General features: G+C 72.3%; 12 protein-coding genes. 7 read left to right on the forward strand and 5 right to left on the reverse strand.

The window, feature by feature from the left end; genetic code table 11:
• Positions 1–211 precede the first annotated feature (211 nt).
• Positions 212–1,171: an aldo/keto reductase gene (locus OHT74_RS35690; RefSeq protein WP_328622519.1), complete on the forward strand. Its 960-nt coding sequence runs from the start codon at positions 212–214 to the stop codon at positions 1,169–1,171.
• A 56-nt stretch (positions 1,172–1,227) separates the two neighbouring features.
• Here OHT74_RS35690 and OHT74_RS35695 read toward each other — a convergent pair whose 3' ends face one another.
• Together OHT74_RS35695 and OHT74_RS35700 are read right to left on the reverse strand one after the other, a co-directional pair.
• Positions 1,228–1,494, reverse strand: a complete 267-nt coding sequence (locus OHT74_RS35695) for a DUF4190 domain-containing protein (protein ID WP_266670533.1) — start codon at positions 1,492–1,494, stop codon at positions 1,228–1,230.
• Positions 1,495–1,496: 2 nt separating this feature from the next.
• The gene (locus OHT74_RS35700; RefSeq protein ID WP_266670535.1) at positions 1,497–1,673 is read right to left on the reverse strand and encodes a hypothetical protein; all 177 of its coding nucleotides are present in this window, start codon (positions 1,671–1,673) and stop codon (positions 1,497–1,499) included.
• A 111-nt stretch (positions 1,674–1,784) separates the two neighbouring features.
• Here OHT74_RS35700 and OHT74_RS35705 point away from each other — a divergent pair, with 111 nt between their 5' ends.
• Both OHT74_RS35705 and OHT74_RS35710 read left to right on the forward strand, forming a co-directional pair.
• Positions 1,785–2,420: a TetR family transcriptional regulator gene (locus OHT74_RS35705; protein WP_266670537.1), complete on the forward strand. Its 636-nt coding sequence runs from the start codon at positions 1,785–1,787 to the stop codon at positions 2,418–2,420.
• Between the two features lie 123 nt (positions 2,421–2,543).
• Positions 2,544–4,352 (forward strand): protein kinase domain-containing protein, encoded by a 1,809-nt coding sequence (locus OHT74_RS35710; RefSeq protein WP_328622520.1) that lies wholly within the window; start codon positions 2,544–2,546, stop codon positions 4,350–4,352.
• An 86-nt stretch (positions 4,353–4,438) separates the two neighbouring features.
• Here OHT74_RS35710 and OHT74_RS35715 read toward each other — a convergent pair whose 3' ends face one another.
• Entirely contained in the window at positions 4,439–5,029 is a 591-nt protein-coding gene (locus tag OHT74_RS35715) for a hypothetical protein (RefSeq protein ID WP_266670541.1), read from the reverse strand.
• Between the two features lie 374 nt (positions 5,030–5,403).
• Here OHT74_RS35715 and OHT74_RS35720 point away from each other — a divergent pair, with 374 nt between their 5' ends.
• The 3 genes from OHT74_RS35720 (at position 5,404) to OHT74_RS35730 (ending at position 8,790) form a co-directional block, all read left to right on the forward strand.
• Positions 5,404–6,702, forward strand: a complete 1,299-nt coding sequence (locus OHT74_RS35720; protein ID WP_266670543.1) for a flavin-dependent oxidoreductase — start codon at positions 5,404–5,406, stop codon at positions 6,700–6,702.
• On the forward strand, positions 6,699–7,676 hold the full coding sequence (locus OHT74_RS35725) for a hypothetical protein (protein ID WP_328622521.1): 978 nt from the start codon (positions 6,699–6,701) through the stop codon (positions 7,674–7,676). Before OHT74_RS35720 ends, OHT74_RS35725 begins: the two co-directional genes overlap by 4 nt.
• Before the next feature lie 97 nt (positions 7,677–7,773).
• Positions 7,774–8,790 (forward strand): quinone oxidoreductase family protein, encoded by a 1,017-nt coding sequence (locus OHT74_RS35730; protein WP_328622522.1) that lies wholly within the window; start codon positions 7,774–7,776, stop codon positions 8,788–8,790.
• 16 nt (positions 8,791–8,806) lie between these two features.
• On the opposite strand, the gene OHT74_RS35735 is transcribed toward OHT74_RS35730, so the two are convergent.
• Both OHT74_RS35735 and OHT74_RS35740 read right to left on the reverse strand, forming a co-directional pair.
• Positions 8,807–9,754, reverse strand: coding sequence for a hypothetical protein (locus OHT74_RS35735; RefSeq protein WP_328622523.1), 948 nt, complete (start codon positions 9,752–9,754; stop codon positions 8,807–8,809).
• Between the two features lie 2 nt (positions 9,755–9,756).
• The gene (locus tag OHT74_RS35740) at positions 9,757–10,152 is read right to left on the reverse strand and encodes a hypothetical protein (protein WP_266670551.1); all 396 of its coding nucleotides are present in this window, start codon (positions 10,150–10,152) and stop codon (positions 9,757–9,759) included.
• 94 nt (positions 10,153–10,246) lie between these two features.
• Here OHT74_RS35740 and OHT74_RS35745 point away from each other — a divergent pair, with 94 nt between their 5' ends.
• Positions 10,247–13,930 carry a CHAT domain-containing protein gene (locus OHT74_RS35745; protein WP_328622524.1) on the forward strand — a complete coding sequence of 1,228 codons (3,684 nt, stop codon included), beginning with the start codon at positions 10,247–10,249 and terminating at the stop codon, positions 13,928–13,930.
• Positions 13,931–13,947: the final 17 nt, after the last annotated feature.

Raw genomic sequence — 13,947 nt, forward strand, 5'->3', positions numbered from 1 at the left:
GCGGCCCGGCCCGTAGCGTGGTGGTATGACTACGAAGCCGACCCGTGCGAGCGGACCGAAGGTGCCGCCCTCCTACCCGCCCAGGACGCCTCCGCCGCAGAAGAAGCCCGTGGAAGCCCCGCGCCCCCGGCCCGCCACGAAGCCGGCGGCCCGGACGCCCGCGCGCGGAGCCCGGATACGGGGTCGGGCCGCGACCTCGTAGGGTGGCGGGATGGCGATCACACCACCGGAGAAGGACGGCACCCGGCTGCTGTACGGATGCATGGCGCTCGGCGGCAGCTGGGACACCGATACGTACGGCCCCGCCGACATCGATGCGGCCGAGGTGGCGATCGCGGCGGCGCTGGACAGCGGAATCGACACCTTCGACCATGCCGACATCTACCGGCGCGGCAAGGCGGAAGCCGTCTTCGGAGAGGTCCTGGCCCGCACCCCGGGCCTGCGCGAGCGGATCGTGCTGCAGACGAAGTGCGGGATCCGGCTGGCGGACGGCGACCTCCCCGGCATGTACGACCTGCGCGGCCCCTCCATCGTGCGGCGCGTCGAGGAGAGCCTCGGCCGCCTTCGCACCGACGTCGTCGACGTCCTGCTCCTGCACCGGCCCGACCCGCTGGCCGCCCCGGAGGGCATCGCGGCGGCCCTCACCTCGCTGCACGACCAGGGACTGGTCCGCCGGTTCGGCGTCTCGAACATGAACGCCGCGCAGATCGCCGCCCTCCAGCGGCATCTGGAGTTCCCGCTGGTCGTCAACCAGTTGGAGATGAGCCTGGACCGGCGGGACTGGCTCGAGGGCGGCGTCCTCGTCAACACGGCCGCGGCAGCGGGGAACGGGTTCCCGGCCGGGACGCTCGAGTACTGCCTGGAGAGCGGAGTCCGCCTGCAGGCCTGGGGCGCGCTGGCGCAGGGCCGGTTCACGGGGCGGCAGGAGAGCTCGGAGGAGCACGCAACGGCCAGCCTCGTGCGGGCACTGGCCGATGCGAAGGGCACGACGCCGGAGACGGTACTGCTGTGGTGGCTGCAGCGGCATCCCGCCCGCGTCGCCCCCGTCGTGGGCAGCGGCCGCCCGGAGCGTATCCGGGCCTGCCGCGACGCCGCGCTGCGCGAACCCGATCTCACGCACGAGGAGTGGTACGAGCTGTGGATCGCCGCCCGCGGAGCCCCGCTGCCGTAGCGGGGCCGGGCGGGTCGGCGGGTCCGGCAGGTCCGGCGGGTGTCAGGGTGTGACGGTCAGATGCTCCACGACCAGGTCTGGTCCGCGCTGACCACCCAGGCGAGGACGACGAGGTCGGCGACGCCCAGGGCGAGGCCGAGCCGGGCGCGTCCGGGACGGCTCGTACTGCGGTGCAGAGCTAGGGCGGCGAGGACGATCGCGGTCGGCCCGAGGAACAGGTTCATCGCGAGGAGGCCGACCAGGCCGAACACGAACGAGGCCACCGCCATCCCGTCGGCCTGACGGCCGACGGGAGCGGGGAGCGCGGTACCGGGGGTATTCATGATCATCCTTCCTGTCGGCCGGCCGGTCGGTGGCGCCGGGCGGTCCGCTCGCGCACTGCGAAGACCAGCAACCAGCAGGCGATCGCGGCGGTGGCGGCGAGGGATATGTCAACGGGCACATGGGCCACGGTTCCCAGGGCGACCCCCATCAGCATGAGGGCCGCTATCAGGAAGAGCATCGTGCTTCCTCCATCGTGCTCACTCCAAAGAAATAGGAGACAGTTGTGCACTGACTGCTCAGTCTAAATGCAAGCGCGTGGATTCAGGGAATCGGGGGTTGACTTTTCGTCATGAGTGAGACCATTGGGGCGCGCCAGGCCCAACGGAACAAAACCCGCAGGGCCTTGCTGGACGCGGCCCTGTCACTGCTGGAGGAGCAGGGCCTGGGCAGCCTCGGCCTGCGGGAGGTGACCCGCGTCGCGGGGGTCACCCCGACGGCTTTCTACCGGCACTTCCGCGACACCGAGGAGCTGGGCATCGCGCTGGTGGACGAGGCGCTGCAGAGTCTGCACGGCACCGTCCGCTCGACCCTCACCGCCTCCGGCGACGCGGAGCAGCGGATCGACACGACGGTGGGCCTGATGGCCGAACTCGTACGGGAGTACCCCGGGCACATCCGCTTCATCGTGCGGGAACGGCACGGTGGCGTGCGCAGGGTGCGCGAAGCGGTGGCGGGCCAGCTCGACGCGTTCGCCGACGAGGTGGCCGAGCGCCTCGGCGTCGATCCGCTGAGTGCGGGCTGGAGCGCGGACGACCTGCTCATGCTGGCGCGGCTGTATGTCGACCACATGGTGATGACCGTTTCCGCCTACCTGGCCGCCGGCCCGGAGGGCGAGGAGTGGGCCGCGGTCACGCGAACCGCCTGTCGCCAACTCCGTCTGATCCACACGGGACGACTGAACTGGACCCCCGAACGACTTCGGTAGCATCGTCCGATCACGATTGATCACGATGCCCGAGGGGGACGTGGAAGCTCGCGAGCGCCCAAGTATCCTCACCCGGACGGACTTTGGCTGACCACCAGCGAACCGCGACGGCGAGGGGCAGACATGTGGGGGCGGGGGACGGTCCTCGGGGACCGGTACACACTGGCCGAGCGGATCGGCGGCGGTGGCATGGGCGAGGTCTGGCGCGCCGACGACGACGTGCTCAGACGTCAGGTCGCCGTCAAGGTCCTGCTTCCCGCGCTGCTCGACGACCCCTCGTTCGCAGCGCGGTTCCGCCGCGAGGCCACGGTCCTCGCCTCGCTCAGCCACCCGGGCATCGTCGACGTGCACGACTACGGCGAGAGCCGGATCGAATCCGGTGAGCAGGTCGCGTACATCGTCATGGACCTCGTCGAGGGGCGGACGCTGAACGAGGTCCGCGCGCAGTCCGGGCCCCTCCCCGTCGAGCAGGCACTCGACATCGCCGGACAGGCCCTCGATGCACTGCACGCCGCGCACCTGCAGGGTGTCACGCACCGCGACATCAAGCCGTCGAACCTGATGCTGGGCGAGGACGGCCGAGTGACGGTCACCGACTTCGGCATCGCCCGTTCCAGCGCGGCCAGCACCGGTATCACCGACTCGCACGCGGTCCTCGGGACGGCGCTGTACATGGCTCCCGAGCAGGCGGAGGGGCTCGGGGCCATTGCCGCGTCCGACCTGTACTCGATGGGCGTGGTCTGTTTCGAACTGCTCACCGGAGAACCGCCGTTCACCGGTGAATCGGTCGTCGAGATCGCGCTCAAGCACATCAGGGAGCCGGTCCCGGACCTTCCGGCCGAATTCCCCGGGCCGGTACGGGCCTTCGTCGCCAGGGCGCTGGCCAAGCGGCCCGAGGAGCGGTACGCCGACGCCTCGGTGATGGCTGCGGCGGCGCGGCGCGCGGCGGCCGGACGGCCGCTCGGCGAGCTCGACGCACCGGCGGGACCGGTCGTCGCGGGGACCGCCCCGGCTGCAGGGGCCGGCGCCGAGCTGCGGCGGTCGTGGCGGGACCGGCTGCGCATCCCCGCGTCCGTCTCCGCGCCGCTTGCCATCGGGTTCAGCGTGACGATCACGGTCTCGGTGGCCGTCACCGTCTTCTACATCGATCCCGGGGCGCGGCAGACCGATGCGAACGGGCCGGGGCAGCACCCCTCCGCCTCCGTGTCCCCGCCGGCATCCGGCAGCGGGAGCCAGAGCCCCGGCGCGTCCCCCTCGGGGAGTGCGGCAGCCGGTACGCCCGATGCCTCGCCCCCGCCGCCGGGCGAGAACGCGGGCGCGCAGGGCGGCGGCGGTGGCGCCGCCGCGGGCGGCGTCGGCGGCGCGGCGCCGGTCCCCAACCCCCAGCCGGCCGCAGGCGGATCCGGCAACGGCGGGAGCCAGCCCGGCTCGGGGCCGAGCGGCGGCGCCGGGGGCGGGGGCACGCCCGGAGGCGGCGGCTCGACCCCGGGAGGGTCGGGCAACGGCGGGTCCAACCCGCCGCAGGGCTGCGGCGGAGCCGGCTGGGGCGCCATCATCAACGTCGGCGACGGGCTCAAGATCGGCTTCAGCGGTTCCGCCCCGCAGGGAAACGCCAAGGTGATCATGGGCGGTACCACTGCATTCGGCTGGCTCCACGAGAAGAACAACTACGACAGCTTCAAGACGTGCGGCCCGTCAGGCATCTCGATGACGCGGGCGCTCACGCAGTTCAACGAGACCGTGCGCGTCGAGCTCGCCGGCCCGTTCGCCGGAGACGGGTGGTGGAACCTGGAGAAGGCTCCCACGGCGGGCGCCTACTACATCAAGGACATCGCGTTCCAGGGCGGCTGTCTGACGGACAACGGCGCCGGCAACCAGCTGACGGTGGTCGCCTGCTCCGGGAGCAAAGCCCAGCAGTGGCGGATTCCGTAGCGGCCGCCCAGACGGCCCCGGTATCGCGAAGGGCTCCCCGCCTCGTACGCGGCAGCACGCCGAAGAGGGGAGCCCACACGCGGTGGTCAGCCGTTCGGCACCGCCGCCGGAACGGGGCGGCGGGCGGACCGTGTCGTACCGCCGTCCACGTGGTTCGCCCTGAGCGCTGCGTACGCGCTGGACAGCGCCTGCCTCCGGACCGGGCGCCGGTCGGCGAAAGCCGTCAGATCGCCTGCGCACTGCAGCTCCCATCGCGGGAAGCGGCGCCGGGACGTGGCCACGGACGCGCTGGGGGCGAAATACAGCATGGTGGTGTTCTCGTGGGGGTTGTGCGCCGAACCCTCGTACACCATTCGGCCGGTGGTCTCGAGGCGGTCCGCCAGGCGGGCGAGCGCGCTCGCGTCGGGCCTGTCCATGAAAAGGCCGACGTGGTTCTCGAAACCGTGGACGCGCTCCTGCGCCCCCACGTCGTCCGTGTAGCCGGGGCTGCACCGCGGGAAGAGGAAGACCTCGACCTCGGGCGCCAGGCCGCTCGTGACGCGCAGTCGCGTCACCCGTATGTCCGCATCGCCCGGGAGCCGGTGACGCTCCACCAGACGGCGCTTCACCAGCACGCTCGGTATGGTGGTCGATGCGGGCCAGCCGTTCTCCTCGAAGTACTCGAGAGCGGATTCCACTGTTTCCGGGAACAGTAGCGTTGCGCAATGCGATACAACGCATCCGCTCTTTATTTCCCGTTTGAGATCACCCGGTATCCAGGGTGGCAGGAGAGCGTCCAGTGATTTTTTGGAGGCGTGGAGGGCGTAGTCAACAGCATGCTGGAGGCGCTGGACGTCGCACGGTTCGAACGTCACTTGATGCATGTCGCAGCCTTTCTGTTGCCGACACCCGATTAAAGCCATGTCACCCATCAGGCGGCACTTGGCCGTAGCCTGATCGGGTGAACGGAGATGCCTGACCTGGGCATCTTGACCTCTTGCAACCGTGGTTGTACTCATCGGTGAAGTACCGCACTTTCAACGGAAGGCGTCTTTCCCAGGAGGTAGAGGGCATGTCTCCGTACGGCCGAAAGAATTCTCCGCGCATCGTGATCGCCGGTGCCGGAATTGGCGGACTGACAACGGCCTTGAGCCTTCATGCGGCAGGCCTGGACGATGTGCTCATCCTGGAAGCGTGTCCGAACCTGCGCGCGGTCGGCGCGGGAATCAATCTGCAGCCCGCCGCCGTGCGCGAGCTGACGGAACTCGGTCTGGCGAAGGCGCTCGGCGACGTCGCGGTGGCGACCGCCCGGTTGGAGTACCACCACCGCTACGGCGGCCTGATCTGGTCGGAGCCGCGCGGACGCGCCGCCGGCTACAACTGGCCGCAGTACTCGGTGCACCGGGCGGACCTGCAGGACATCCTGCTGTCGGCGGTCCGGGACCGGCTCGGCCCCGGGGCGCTGGTCACAGGAGAGCGCCTCGTACGGTACGAGCAGGGCCGGGAGCAGGGACGGCCCACCGTACGGGCGTACGTGGAGGGCCGGCCGGGCCCGTTCTCCTGCGACCTGCTCATCGGCGCGGACGGGATCAATTCCGCCGTGCGTGCGACCATGTATCCGGACGAGGGCCCGCCGCTCGGCAACGGGATATCCATGTGGCGCGGGGTGACCGAAGGTCCGCCCTTCCTCGACGGGCGCACGATGGTCATCGTCGGCTGCAACGCGCGGGTGAAGGCCGTGGCCTATCCCGTGTCCCGGCCCGACGGGAGCGGGCGGTGCCTGCTCAACTGGGTGGTGGAGAGCCGCACCGACGACGGCCTGGGCGTCGAGGACGCGCGAGGCGGGGCCGACTGGGACCGTGCGGTACCGCCGCAGGAGGTGCTCGTGCACCTTGACGGCTGGCGCAGCGACTTCCTCGACCTCCATGGCATCATCGCCGAAGCGCCCCGCATCGGCCGGTACCCGATGATCGACCGCGACCCGCTGCCGGCGTGGACGGACGGCCGTGTCGTCCTGCTCGGCGACGCCGCCCACCCCTTGTACCCGACCGGCTCCAACGGCGCCTCGCAGGCCGTCGTCGACGCCCGCGTCCTGGCGTACGCGCTCGCCCACCACGACGTGGACGAGGCCCTGGCACGCTACGAGGCGGACCGCCGCCCGCAGACCACCCTCCTCCTCGCGGCGCACCGCCGGCTGGAACCCGACCCGGTCCTCCGCCAGGTGGAGGCCCTTGCCCCGAACGGCTTCCTCGACATTCGCCACGTCCTGCCGGAAGACAGGCTGGACGGCATCAAGTCCTGTACGCGCCAGGTCACCGGCGTGGACGCCACCGCGCTCAATGCGCGTTCCTCCTGGAGCGTCGCCGTATGAACAACTCCCGTCTGCGGTCCACCTCCGCCGCCGCGCTCGCCTCCGCCGCGCTGCTGGCGGCCCTCCTGTCCGCCACCGGGCGGCCCGCGGCCCCGCCGGCGCCCTCCGGCTCGGCCGCGCGCCTGCCCGACTGCGGTGACAACGCCGGCGGCGCGGTGTGCTCCACGTACGGTCCCGCCGTCCGTCTGGGCCGCGGCACGGTCCGTACGTACGGCGAGTACCAGGGCGGGATCCCCAGAACCCTGGGAGTCTCCCTGACCGCCCCGGCCGTCACCGCCCTGCCCAGCACCCCCACCGACGGCAAGCACTGCTACGACGCGGACGCCGACGGGAGCGTCGACGACACGCACGAGTGCGTCGGCGGCCACAGCCTGGAACTCGCCCTGCCGACCGCCCCGGCCGCCTCGGCCGGCCTGCCCTTCCGGTGGGTGCTGTTCAACTGGAACCCGCACGGTCACAACCCGCACGGCCGCTACGACGTCGCCCACTTCGACGTGCACTTCTACCTCGTCCCCCGCGAGGTCCGGTCGGGCATCAAGACCGGAGGCTGCGCCCTGCTCATCGCCTGCGGCCAACTGGCCACGGCCGGCAGGCCCGTCCCGGCCGCGTACCTGCCGGCGGGCTACCCCGCGAGCAGCCCGCAGACCGCGGAAGGCGCCATGGGCGCGCACCTGGACAGCCGCCCCCCGTCCACCGGCACGCTCAGCGGCCAGACCTTCATCTACGGGGCCTACGCGGGCGACCTGATCTTCATGGAGCCCATGCTCACCCGGGACTTCCTCCAACGGCACCGCACCTCGCCCGGCCACCGCACCTGCGAGGCCGTTCCCCAGCCGGCCGCCTGGCGGATCCCCGGCTGGTACCCCACGCGGTACTGCACCGCCTACCGCCCCGGCGAGGGGGACTACACCGTCTCCCTCACGGACTTCGTCCACTCGGCCGGGGCGCACCGCCTCGTCACGGCGGGCCGGTGAACCTCTGCCGCGTGGCGCAGCGGGCGCGTCCGGCAGGGAGCCGTCACAATCGGGGCTGTCCGCCGTGCCGCTTAATCACCCATTTGGGGGCCAGTTCATGTACGCAGCCGTGGTCCACGCCCTGGGGCAGCCGCCCCGGTACGAGTCCGTGCCCGAGCCCACCCCCGCGGCCGGCGAGGTGGTCGTCGAGGTACTGGCGGCCGCGCTGTACCCGCTGGTGCGCTCGTTCGCCTCGGGCGGCCACTACACGGGTGGCGAGGCACTGCCGCTGATCCCCGGGTTCGACGGGGTGGGCCGGACCGCGGCCGGTGAACTCGTCTACATCTCGGGGCTGGAGCCCCCGCACGGGACGATGGCCGAGCGCGTCGCCGTACCGGCCGCCGCGCTCATGCCCGTACCGGAGGGGCTCGACCCGGTCACCGTCGCCGCCGTCATGAACCCCGCGTCCTCCGCATGGATCGCGCTGCGTGAGCGGAGCCGGCTGCGCAGGGGCGATTCGGTACTCGTACTCGGTGCCACGGGCAACGCCGGGCGGGCCGCGATCCAGCTGGCCCTGGACCAAGGCGCGGGCTCCGTCGTGGCGGCCGGGCGCGATCCGCTGGCACTGCAGGCTGCGGCAGCCCTGGGCGCCCACCGTACGGTGGCTCTCGAGGGCTCCGACGAGGACATCGCGGCCGCCTTCGGCGCGGCGGCCGCCGACGTGGACATCGTGCTCGACTATCTGTGGGATCGGCCTGCCGAGCTGGCGCTCGACGGAATCCTCCGCCACCGTTCCGATCTCACCCGACCCCTGCGGTGGGTGCAGGTCGGCTCCGCGGCCGGGGCCGACATGACCGTGCCGTCCGCGTGGTTGCGCAAGGGGGACGTGAGCGTCTGCGGGAGCGGACTCGGCTCGATCTCGGGCGCCCGCCGCGATGCCGCCCTGCGCGAGCTGCTCGACCGCCTGCCCGACCTGGTGCCGGCCACCGAGGCGGTTGCCGTGCCGATGGCCGAGGTGGAAGCCGCCTGGGAATCCCCGCTGCGGTCCGGCACGCGGCTCGTGTTCGTGCCCGCCGGCGGAGACGAACGGGCCTCCGGAGCGTCGGAAGCCGTCAAGCACAGGGAAACGGTCTGACGGTCGCTCTCACCTCTCACACAGCCCCGTCGTACGGTGGCGGCGGCGGGCTGGGTGCCAAGTGGAGGCCCAGCGCGTCCCCGACCTCAGGGGTGAGGGGACCGGGCGGGGCCATCCCGAGTGGGCCGGCCAGGTCACGGGCGTGCAGGCGCACGGCGGCCTCGAGCAGGGTGGCGTAGCCCTCGGCAGCGGTACGGGTGCGCTGCCGGGCCGTGACGGCGAGAGCGGCCGCGATCACGGCCGCGGGCCACCACCACAGGGCGAGGGGCAGGTAGAGCAGCGCCCAGGCGGACAGTGTGGTGGCACGCGTCAGGGCCTGGCGCGCGGCGGTGATCTCGGTCCGTGTGGTGTCCGGCAGGACCAGCCACAAGTGGGGCCACAGGGTGGCCAGATCGAGGTGGTGGTCGCGGTCCACGCGCACGGACGCGGCATGGATGCGGTCGCCGCTCCACGTGGGGCGGTCCGGCCGCTCGGGGGATATCCGGAGCATCGCCGCCCGGGCGGCATGCCGCCCGGCGGGGTCCACGCGTGCGCCGCGGGTGCGGGCGTCTGCGGCTTCCTCCCGGTGCCGGTGCCAGGCTTCGGCCGCCGTCCGCCAGCGGTGCTGACGGTGGACGGTGATCCGGTGCGCGAGCGCGCGGGCCGGAGCCGGCCAGGTGTACCAGTCCGTGGCGAGGTGGAGCCGTTCGGCGGCGGAGCCCAGAGCCTGTGCGAGGACCCCGAGGGCGGCGGCGCCGCCCAGTACCGCCGCCAGGACCACCACCTGGCCTCCGGCGGTGCGCGCGACCGGCGCACCGGCCCACGCGCTGATCTGGCCGGTCAGGCGCTCCACGGCGAAGGGACGAGCCTGGCCGAGCGTCCGGGCCGCGACGGCGACCGCGAGGTAGAGGGCGCCGGGCAGCACCAGCAGGGACAGCCACCGCTCGGCAAGCTTCTTGCCGAGTTCTCCCAGCAGGGTCCCCACCGCTAGAGCCGATCCAGGCGCAGCGGCTCGCCGCTGACGGCGCAGACCGGCGCCGGTCCGTGGCCCGGCCACCCGTAGCGCGTACACCGGTCGGCGGGGCACAGGTACACCGGCTCGCCGGAGCGGTCGCGGTGCACACCCGCGGCATGGACCCGGCGCTCCGTCGTGCTCCCGGTCCCTCCGTATGCGTACAGGCCCTGGTTGTCACCCAAGGACTGCAGGACCGCATGCAGGTCGTCGACCGGACGGGCCGTCTCCCGCCCGTCCTGCACCGCGGTGAGCACCTCTTGCAGGACTGCGTCGTTTCCGGTCGGACCGCGGCGCAGACGCCCGCGGATACGGTCCGCGTTCGCGCATACGATCCCCAGTCGGCGTGCCGTCTCGTCGGCCTCGGTCATGCTCTGCCCCCGGCGGCTCGGTGTCCCGCTGTCGCGGAGCGTATCCGAGGAACTACCCGTCGCTCCACGGGTCGTGGGACTAGCATCACCGGGCATGAGCGATCCGGGGGGCCCTGAGCGCGCCGTACGACTGGCTGCAATGGAGGTGCGTCTCCGGCGGGTTGTGGAATCCCGGGACCTGGCACCGGTGTTGGAAGCCGGCGCCCTCCGGGAAGCGCAGCTGCTTGCGGAGCTGCTGCCGGGTGGGGACGGCCTCCCCGTCCACCATCTGCTCGGCTGGTTCTACTGGTTCCGCCACCAGGCCGTACCCGTACCGGCAGACCAGGACCAACCCGACCTCCGGGATGCCGTGACGGCGTTCACCGCGTGCTTCCTGGCCGGCGTCGGCGATCTGCCGGAGCCCTTGGTGCCCCTGCTCGCGGAGAATGCGGCAGGGTACGCACTGCCACTGCTCGCGGACGCATGGAAGTGGGACGACCGGGCACGGCTCTCCGGCCTGGTGAACCTGTGGCAGCGCATCGTAGAGGCCGTCCCCGTCGGACACCCCCACCGTGCCATCCACCTGACCGCCCTGGGGAACGCGCTGCGCCTCATGGTCCAACGGGGTGGCCCCCCGGAAGACCTCGACGCCGCGATCGACCGGTTCCGGGAGGCGCTGTCATCGGCCTCCGGGGAACGCGGCCGCGCCATGTACCTTTTCAACCTCGCAGACGCATTGCGCGTCCGGTACGACCGAGCCGGAGCGGCCGCGGATCTCGAGAGCGCCATCGCCCTGCTCCGGGAGGCGTTGCAGGACGATTCGGACGGCCCCCTCTACCGCACGACGATGCTGACCGGGCTCGGGAACCTGCTGCACGCCCGGTTCGCCCGAGCCCGAGCGGCCGCGGATCTGGACAGCGCCATCGTCCTGCACAGGGAAGCGGTGCACGTGATGCCGGCCGACCATCCCGACCGCGCCGATGTCCTGTCCAGCCTCGGGAACGCGCTACGGGCCAAGTTCGAGCACGGCGGCGCCATCGGGGACCTGGAGGCCGCCATCGAAGCGGGGTGGCAGTCGGTCGAGGCGGCCACCGCCGGCGGTCGCGAGCCGCTGGCCGTGGCGCTGTGCAACCTCGGCAACGCACTGAGGCTCCGTTACGAGCGGACCGGCGCCATCGGGGACCTGGAGGCCGCCGTCAAAGCGGGACGGGAGGCACTGGACGCACTGCCCGTCGGCCACCGTGGTCGCCCGATGGCCCTGTCGAACCTCGGGGTCTCGCTGCAGGACCGGTTCGCGCGGGTCGGCCTCCCCGCGGACGCGGACTCCGCCATCGAGGTGGGGTCGCAGGCGGTGGAGGCCGCGACACCCGGGCATCCGGACCGGGCGATGTTCCTGTCGAACCTCGGGGGAGCGCTACGGGTCCGGTTCGAGCGGATCGGCGCGCTCGGGGACTTGAACGCCGCGATCGACCGCCTTCGGGAGGCGGTCGAGGCCGTGCCCGCCGACCATCCCGAGCGCGTACGGTACTTCTCCAACCTCGGGAACATGCTGCGGGCCAGGTTCGAGCGCACCCGCGACATCGGGGACCTGGACGGCGCCATCGAGATGGGCCGCCGGGCGGTGGACGCGGCGCCTGCGAGTCATCACCATCGCGCGATGTTCCTGTCGAATCTCGGGGGAGCGCTGCAGGTCCGGTTCGCACGGACCGGCGTCGTCGCGGACCTGGACGCCGCCATCGTCCGCCATCGGGAGGCGGTCGAGGCCGTCCCGGCCGACCACCCCCACCGTGCCCGGTACCTGTCGAACCTCGGCCCCGCGCTCAGGGCCCGCTTCGGCCGGACCGGCCTCCGATCGGACCTGGACGCCGCGATCGACGTGGGCCGGCAGGCGGTGCGGACCGCTCCCGCGGACCACCCCGAGCGCGCCCCATACCTGAACAACCTCGGAGATGCGCTGCTGACCCGGTTTCAGCAGGACGGAGATGCGGCGGACCGGGAGGCGGCGGTGGCCGCCTGGTCGGCGGTGTCGACAACGGCATCGGCAACCGTGTCCGTCCGGGTCGACGCAGGGCTGTCCGCGGCTCGGCTCCTGGCGCAGTCCGGTGATGCGGAGCGGGCGGCCGACACGGCGGATGCGGCGGTGCGCCTGATGCCCCGGCTGGCCCCGCGCCGGCTGGAGCGCCAGGATCAGCAGCATGTCATCGGTAATACGGCGGGTATGACCGCCACGGCCGCCGCGCTCGTGCTCGCGGCTCCGGGCGGGACCGCGGACGGGCGGGCGGAGCGTGCCTTGGGGCTGCTGGAGGTGGGCCGCGCGGTACTGCTCGGCCAGGCACTGGAGATCCGCAGCGATCTGACCGACCTGCGCGGACGCCATCCCGAACTGGCGCAGAGGTTCGCCGAGTTGCGTGACCGAATGGACCAGCCGGCCGATACTCAGGTCGCCGTCGAAGACGACGGCGACGGGGCGCCACACCGGCTGCGCCAGGACCTCGCCGTGCAGAACAGGCACCGGCTGGCAGAGGAGTTCACCGCCGTCCTGGCGGAGATCCGCACCCTGGAGGGCTTCGCCTCCTTCGCCCTCCCGCCCACCATCGACGAACTCAGGGCCGAGGCGTCCCACGGGCCGATCGTGGTGTTCAACGTCAGCAGCCACCGTAGCGACGCACTGCTGCTCACGGCCGAGGGCATCACCAGCCTCCCTTTGCCCGAGCTCGAGTACACCACCGTGGTCGATCGGGTCAACGCCTTCCGGCAGGCACAGCACACGGCGTTGGCAGGAGCGGACCGGCAGGAGCGGGAACAGGCGCAGTCCGTGCTCGTCGACGTCCTCGAATGGCTCTGGAACGCCGCCGCCGGCCCCGTGCTGGACGCCCTGGGACACAAAGGTTCCCCGCCCACGACCGAACGGGCAGATGACGTCATGCCACGCGTGTGGTGGGTGCCGGGCGGACTGCTCGGACTCCTGCCCCTCCACGCCGCCGGCCATCACACCGACGCGCCGGACGACCCGCACCGGCGCACCGTGATGGACCGGGTCGTCTCCTCCTACACCCCGACCGTGCGCGCGCTGCGCTACGCCCGCGAACGCAGCCGGCGTGAGGGGAACGACCCCACCACGGCGGGCCGGGCGCTGGTCGTCGCCATGCCGACCACGCCCGGACTGCCCGGGCAGGGCCGGTTGCGGTTCGTCGACGCCGAAGTCGCCATGCTGGAGGCCCGCTTTCCCGATCCCGTGGTCCTCAGAGAGACGGAACACGGCGGGGGGCAGGCGGACCCGGCACCGGCCACCACCCCGACGAAGGCCCGCGTACTGGCGCGGCTGCCCCACTGCGCGATCGCCCACTTCGCCTGCCATGGAAGCAGCGATCCCGCCGACCCCTCACAGAGCCGGCTGCTGCTCCACGACCACGAGGACGACCCGCTCACCGTCAAGAGCCTGGCCCCCGTCGCCCTCGACCACGTCAGGCTGGCCTACCTCTCCGCCTGCCGTACCGCGGCCGTCGACACCGTCGACCTGCTCGACGAGGCCATCCACCTCACCTCGGCGTTCCAACTCGCCGGCTTCCCGCACGTCATCGGCACCCTGTGGGAGATCGACGACCAGACCGCCGTCCGCATCGCCCGGGCCTTCTACGACGGCCTGGGGACCGACTCGGCAGCCGTCGACCCGGACCGGGCCGCCCGTGCACTGCACGAGGCCGTACGACAACTACGGGACGGTGACGACCTGCCGCCCGGCTACGACCGGAGGGGCACCCCGCTGCTGTGGGCCGCGCATCTTCACGCCGGGGCGTGACCTGGAACGGCTTCGGT

Origin of the sequence: Streptomyces sp. NBC_00354 (assembly GCF_036106915.1) — a bacterium.
Taxonomy (GTDB): Bacteria; Actinomycetota; Actinomycetes; order Streptomycetales; family Streptomycetaceae; genus Streptomyces.

Coding starts and splice junctions, on each gene's coding strand:
- OHT74_RS35705 (WP_266670537.1), top strand. CDS start 1,785: ATGAGTGAGACCATTGGGGCGCGCCAGGCCCAACGGAACAAAACCCGC.
- OHT74_RS35700 (WP_266670535.1), bottom strand. CDS start 1,673: ATGCTCTTCCTGATAGCGGCCCTCATGCTGATGGGGGTCGCCCTGGGA.
- OHT74_RS35745 (WP_328622524.1), top strand. CDS start 10,247: ATGAGCGATCCGGGGGGCCCTGAGCGCGCCGTACGACTGGCTGCAATG.
- OHT74_RS35725 (WP_328622521.1), top strand. CDS start 6,699: ATGAACAACTCCCGTCTGCGGTCCACCTCCGCCGCCGCGCTCGCCTCC.
- OHT74_RS35690 (WP_328622519.1), top strand. CDS start 212: ATGGCGATCACACCACCGGAGAAGGACGGCACCCGGCTGCTGTACGGA.
- OHT74_RS35730 (WP_328622522.1), top strand. CDS start 7,774: ATGTACGCAGCCGTGGTCCACGCCCTGGGGCAGCCGCCCCGGTACGAG.
- OHT74_RS35710 (WP_328622520.1), top strand. CDS start 2,544: ATGTGGGGGCGGGGGACGGTCCTCGGGGACCGGTACACACTGGCCGAG.
- OHT74_RS35740 (WP_266670551.1), bottom strand. CDS start 10,152: ATGACCGAGGCCGACGAGACGGCACGCCGACTGGGGATCGTATGCGCG.
- OHT74_RS35720 (WP_266670543.1), top strand. CDS start 5,404: ATGTCTCCGTACGGCCGAAAGAATTCTCCGCGCATCGTGATCGCCGGT.
- OHT74_RS35695 (WP_266670533.1), bottom strand. CDS start 1,494: ATGAATACCCCCGGTACCGCGCTCCCCGCTCCCGTCGGCCGTCAGGCC.